Here is a 5,095-nt window from a genome sequence, read left to right as displayed (position 1 = left end):
CCTGAAGTTGAAGCAGCAGTAGAAACCACAGAAGCGCCTGAAGTTGAAGCAGCAGTAGAAACCACAGAAGCGCCTGAAGTTGAAGCAGCAGTAGAAACCACAGAAGCACCTGAAGTTGAAGCGACGGTAGAAACAACAGAAACAACAGAAGCACCTGAAGTTGAAGCGACAGCAGAAACAACAGAAGATGAAGAAAAATCAGCAGCAACTGTAGAATAAGTAGATTGAGGTTAGTAGGTGAATAGGGAGTAAATAAAAGAATAAGTTAGAAAATAACTAAATCAAAAATAACTTATAACTACTCCCTATATCCTGCTGACTTGATATTCTTAATCAGAATAAACTCTATAGCGCTGTGCGCAGGCAACAGGCAACAGCTCATCTGGCAACAGGAGGAATAAAAAGCTGATAATATAAGACTTTTAGCTATTGGACACCTCTTGTAATTTGTAAATATGCCAGCGCACATTGCTATAGTAATAATTAAAAATATATTTTTTCCTATTTTAAAGAATGGTAGCTATTAACTGCCGAGATGTAATATTCCAAGATATTCAAGCAATAATTTTTGATAAAGATGGCACTTTGGAAAACTCCCAAGAGTTTCTCAGAAATTTAGGACAAAAGCTAGCTCGCCTCATCGACGCTAAAATTCCAGGAATTGGAGAACCATTACTAATGTCTTTCGGGATTGATGGACAAAATCTTAACCCGACAGGATTAATGGCAGTTGGAAGTAGGCGAGAAAATGAAATTGCAGCAGCAGCTTATATTGCTGAAACAGGTCGAGGATGGTTAGAGTCACTAGCTATTGCCAAAGAGACTTTTGAGGAAGCTGAAAAAATCTTGCCACAATCTGAACCTTCTCCTATATTTATAGGAAGTCTGGAAGTGCTAAAGTATCTCTGGGAAAAGGGTATAAAACTGGGCATATTATCTGCAGCTTCCACAAAAGCAGTACAAAATTTTGTCAAATACTATCAACTCAAAGATTATATCCAACTAGAAATGGGGGTTGATGATGGTCCAAGTAAACCAGATCCAGAACTATTCTTACAAGCTTGCCAAAAATTGGGAGTTACACCAGATAAAGTATTAATGGTGGGAGATTCTCCCATGGATATAGAAATGGCTAAAAAAGCAGGAGCAGCAGGTTGTATCGGAATTTGTTGGGGCAAGTCAGAAGTTAACTATTTACAGGGAGCAGATGTAGCGATCGCCCATTTAGAAGAAATCAAAGTATTGTAAATAGAAATTAAGTAAGTCGGTGAAAAAAAACCAAAGTATGTAAAGAAATTTTAAGCAGTTTGATTTGAGTAAAATTTAAAACGTTCCGTACTGTAGTTTCCCTTTTCTCCCCTAGCTTGAATACCGTCAATTACTGCATAAGCAAGATCTAACTTGTCATCAAACATTTGACCTGATAGATAATTCATCTTTCTTGAGATGCTTCCACTCCAGCTCAATTGGGTTCATTTCTGAGCAATACTTAGGTAAAAAGAATATATACAAGTCGCGACATTTACTTGGCTACGAGATTAATTAGGGTTTGCTGAAATTATATGAAAGCATTGACTGATATTGCTAAAAGCAATTTTTAGTCCCAAAATTGTAGCAGCTTTGAGGTCAAAAAGGCGCAAAAAGTTAGCAGAAAAAGTTGAGTAGGACAGAAAAATTAAGAGATAATTGTTACTTCTACCTCCTCTATAACTCCCATTCCTCCTGACTCTTAACTACTCCCTACTCCCTACTCCCTACTCCCTACTCCCATCTTCACAAAAAGACTTTTGAGCGCAAACCCTAATTAGGGTTTACCGACCGAATCTAAAAGCACTGATATATATAAAGTTTTAGCCTTTTTGGAGCGAAAAAAAGTGCCAAGTTTTCAGCTTGAGTGACCAAAAAGTTAGGACTTTGGGCAGACAAGCACAGAAAGATACAGGTAAAATGATTCTTCCTACTTTATCTTTCTCCCTACCCTCCGCAAATTTCCCACACTCTGCTTTTTTCGGCAAACCCTAATTATTTGTGTATTTGCATAACCAACCGCCTGTTATAGTAGAAAACAACTTTTAGCTTAGAGACTGTAAAAAGTAATCTAGAATTTTCTGCTTCTGGCCAAAAAAATGTATTGACAAGTAAAAATAATCTCAGGTGAGGCCGTTTAAAATCATCCGACTTCACAGATAGTAGAAAGTAGTTATTTTTTACAACCTTAACTCCCTAAGCTGAAGTTGATTGAACGGCTAATCCCTGGAAAAATATTAGGAGGAACTACTATTGTCTAGTCGTTACTTATTCACTTCTGAGTCTGTTACTGAAGGACATCCAGATAAAATTTGCGACCAAATTTCTGATACTATTATAGATGCTCTACTGACCCAAGACCCTCAGAGTCGTGTAGCTGCTGAAGTAGTAGTTAACACCGGGTTAGTCCTAATTACTGGTGAAATTACCACTAAGGCCCAAGTAAATTACATAGAATTAGCTAGAAAAAAAATTGCTGATATTGGCTATGTTTATGCAGAAAATGGTTTTTCTGCAGATAGTTGCTCAGTATTAGTGGCTTTAGATGAGCAATCTGCAGACATTGCTCAAGGGGTAGACAAGGCCCAAGAAACTCGCGAGCAGTTAAGTGACGAAGAACTTGATGCAGTGGGTGCAGGAGACCAAGGATTGATGTTTGGTTTCGCCTGTAATGAAACTCCTGAATTAATGCCTTTACCTATCAGTTTGGCGCACCGCGTTTGTCGTCAACTAGCGGCAGTTAGAAAAACTGGTCAACTTTCTTATTTACGGCCAGATGGCAAAAGCCAAGTTACTATTGCTTACGAAGATGGTCGTCCTGTTGGTATTGATACAATTTTAATTTCTACCCAACACGCCGCTACAATTGGGGAAATTACAGAATTATCAGAAATTCAAGCAAAGATTAAAGAAGACCTCTGGAAGTATGTTGTGGAACCTATATTTGCAGATATAGAGATTAAGCCAGATGCACAAACTCGTTTCCTTGTCAACCCCACTGGTAAATTTGTGATTGGCGGTCCACAGGGAGATTGTGGTCTTACAGGACGTAAAATTATAATTGATACTTATGGTGGCTATTCCCGTCATGGTGGAGGAGCTTTTTCTGGTAAAGATCCTACAAAAGTAGATCGTTCCGCAGCTTATGCTTGTCGCTACATAGCAAAAAATATTGTCGCAGCAGGTCTAGCAGAAAAATGTGAAGTTCAAATTAGTTATGCTATTGGAGTAGCAAGACCGGTGAGCATGATGATTGAAACTTTTGGTACTTCTAAAGTAGATGAAGATAAGTTACTAGAGGTAGTTAAAGAAAACTTTGAACTTCGTCCAGCAGGAATTATTCAAACTTTTAACCTCCGAAACTTACCTGCGGAAAGAGGAGGCCGTTGTTACCAAGATGTGGCTGCTTATGGTCACTTAGGGCGTAACGACTTAGATTTACCTTGGGAGCAAATAGATAAGGTAGAGTTACTGAAGGAAGCATTTAGTCCACAGTTAGCCTCTATAGTATAATAAGTGTCTATAGAGTTTGAACTATAAATAATATCTGATTTTGAGCAACCAAGAGAACTTTCTTTTGGTTGCTATTTTATAGTAATTAGGGTTTGCTGAATAAAGTCTGTTGGTAGGGGTAGGAGACAGGAGACAGGAGACAGGAGACAGGAGAAATGGGTATGGGAGCGAGGAGGCAGTAGGAAGAATTATCCCTTGATTTTTCTGCCATAATCATCCCAAAATACTAGCTTTATGCAGCTCTTTAGACCGAAAAACTTGCACTTTTTAAAGGCAAAAAAAGGCTGAAATCAATATCAGTCAATGCTTTTAGATTTAATCAGCAAGCCCTAATTAAATCATTTCCGTAGGAGTCAGGAGTGAGAAGGAAATAAGAGACCAGAGTAGAAGAAAGTTTTTTATTACTTATTACACGGATATCATATTAGTATTCAGTTATTAGCGGTCTGCTTTTTTTATTTTTATTTATTTTGCCTTATTTTTAAGTATAGCTACTTTACCGCTCAACTAAACTTACTCAAACTTAATCAAAAGCCTGAAAGCTTAGTTGTTCTTAGTGGTTCGACCACCACAGGGTTAAACGGCAAACCCTTTATTCCTTGGTCCAAGACATCAGGAATTACTTTTTTAATAATGTTCAACGACCTATTTACATCTGCATTTAATAATTTATTTTCCCTGGTTTTATACAACCCTATTGTTACTCTTTTTCCACTAAATTTCGGTTTTCCTAAAAATTTATTTGGCTGTTTTTGTCACTCTCTTAAAGCTGCAAAATAACTATTCCAAGCTGAGTCTAATCTCCTGATTATTTGCTTGCTAACTTTAGTTGGTAAAGCTTGATAATCATCAGTATTAGATACTAGATGATACAGTTGATTAAAGCTTAGTTTCTTTTGATAAGAAAAGAAATGTTGGCGATAATAATAATTGGCTAAATTGAACAGATTTTTTGACAAAAAAGCCTTGTTGTGACAAGCTAACCACAAATTATGTGATTTGGTAATAACATGACGTTCAACTAGCTTCATGCCTTAATTGTAGGTGATAACGACTCAATGGATAAACAACTGATAAAATTTACTCATTTTAGTTTTATAGCTATAATTATGAGTAAGTTTGATAAATTTTAGATAAGTTTTTGCTTTCTGTCTTTACCACCATTGAATCAAAAAGATTATATCATTTTTACCGAAAAATTCCGGTCTAAAGCCTCCCCTTTTTAGGTATCCCTTATAAGGAACTCCTGAAAACCTTGTGTGGAGTAGGGGAGTAGGGGAGTAGGGAGCAGGGGAGAAGAGATAAAGAATCAATTTAGATCGGAAAAACTACTTAAGTTATCAAGAAAAATCTACTTTTTAATACACTTTTTCTCTGGTAAAAATCTTTGAAAGGCTAGCACATAACTTGTATATTTTGTCAAGTTTTATACTAAGAAAGATGTTTATAAAGCATAGCCTTTTTAGGGGATAAAAAGCGGTCGATCTTCGCAGCTTCCTGTAGGGTGAGATGGCGGTTAGCGTTTGCGGTAGCATTCCGGAACGGAAAGCTTTGC

General features: G+C 37.1%; 6 protein-coding genes. 3 read left to right on the top strand and 3 right to left on the bottom strand.

Features of this window, described 5'->3' with window-relative positions:
• Together D5R40_RS30275 and D5R40_RS30270 are read left to right on the top strand one after the other, a co-directional pair.
• A partial coding sequence (locus tag D5R40_RS30275; RefSeq protein ID WP_192901329.1) for a hypothetical protein occupies nt 1-219 on the top strand: 219 nt, incomplete at its 5' end.
• Nucleotides 220-513: 294 nt separating this feature from the next.
• Complete coding sequence (locus tag D5R40_RS30270; protein WP_124147215.1) at nt 514-1,248, top strand: HAD family hydrolase; 735 nt, start codon at nt 514-516, stop codon at nt 1,246-1,248.
• A 50-nt stretch (nt 1,249-1,298) separates the two neighbouring features.
• Here the strand turns inward: D5R40_RS30270 and D5R40_RS36475 are convergent, their stop codons facing one another.
• Both D5R40_RS36475 and D5R40_RS30265 read right to left on the bottom strand, forming a co-directional pair.
• On the bottom strand, nt 1,299-1,436 hold the full coding sequence (locus D5R40_RS36475; protein WP_161564700.1) for a hypothetical protein: 138 nt from the start codon (nt 1,434-1,436) through the stop codon (nt 1,299-1,301).
• Entirely contained in the window at nt 1,408-1,476 is a 69-nt protein-coding gene (locus D5R40_RS30265) for a hypothetical protein (protein ID WP_338043253.1), read from the bottom strand. Before D5R40_RS30265 ends, D5R40_RS36475 begins: the two co-directional genes overlap by 29 nt.
• An 804-nt stretch (nt 1,477-2,280) precedes the next feature.
• Between D5R40_RS30265 and metK the strand changes: the two genes are divergently transcribed.
• On the top strand, nt 2,281-3,540 hold the full coding sequence (gene metK, locus D5R40_RS30260) for a methionine adenosyltransferase (protein WP_124147213.1): 1,260 nt from the start codon (nt 2,281-2,283) through the stop codon (nt 3,538-3,540).
• 755 nt (nt 3,541-4,295) lie between these two features.
• Here the strand turns inward: metK and D5R40_RS37175 are convergent.
• Nucleotides 4,296-4,571: a transposase gene (locus tag D5R40_RS37175; RefSeq protein WP_192901206.1), complete on the bottom strand. Its 276-nt coding sequence runs from the start codon at nt 4,569-4,571 to the stop codon at nt 4,296-4,298.
• Nucleotides 4,572-5,095: the final 524 nt, after the last annotated feature.

This window comes from Okeania hirsuta (assembly GCF_003838195.1).
GTDB classification, from domain to species: Bacteria; Cyanobacteriota; Cyanobacteriia; order Cyanobacteriales; family Microcoleaceae; genus Okeania; species Okeania hirsuta.
The sequence above is the reverse complement of the archived record's forward strand: the minus strand, read 5'-3'. Positions and strand labels throughout refer to the sequence as shown.

Coding starts and splice junctions, on each gene's coding strand:
- D5R40_RS36475 (WP_161564700.1), bottom strand. CDS start 1,436: ATGAATTATCTATCAGGTCAAATGTTTGATGACAAGTTAGATCTTGCT.
- D5R40_RS30270 (WP_124147215.1), top strand. CDS start 514: ATGGTAGCTATTAACTGCCGAGATGTAATATTCCAAGATATTCAAGCA.
- D5R40_RS37175 (WP_192901206.1), bottom strand. CDS start 4,571: ATGAAGCTAGTTGAACGTCATGTTATTACCAAATCACATAATTTGTGG.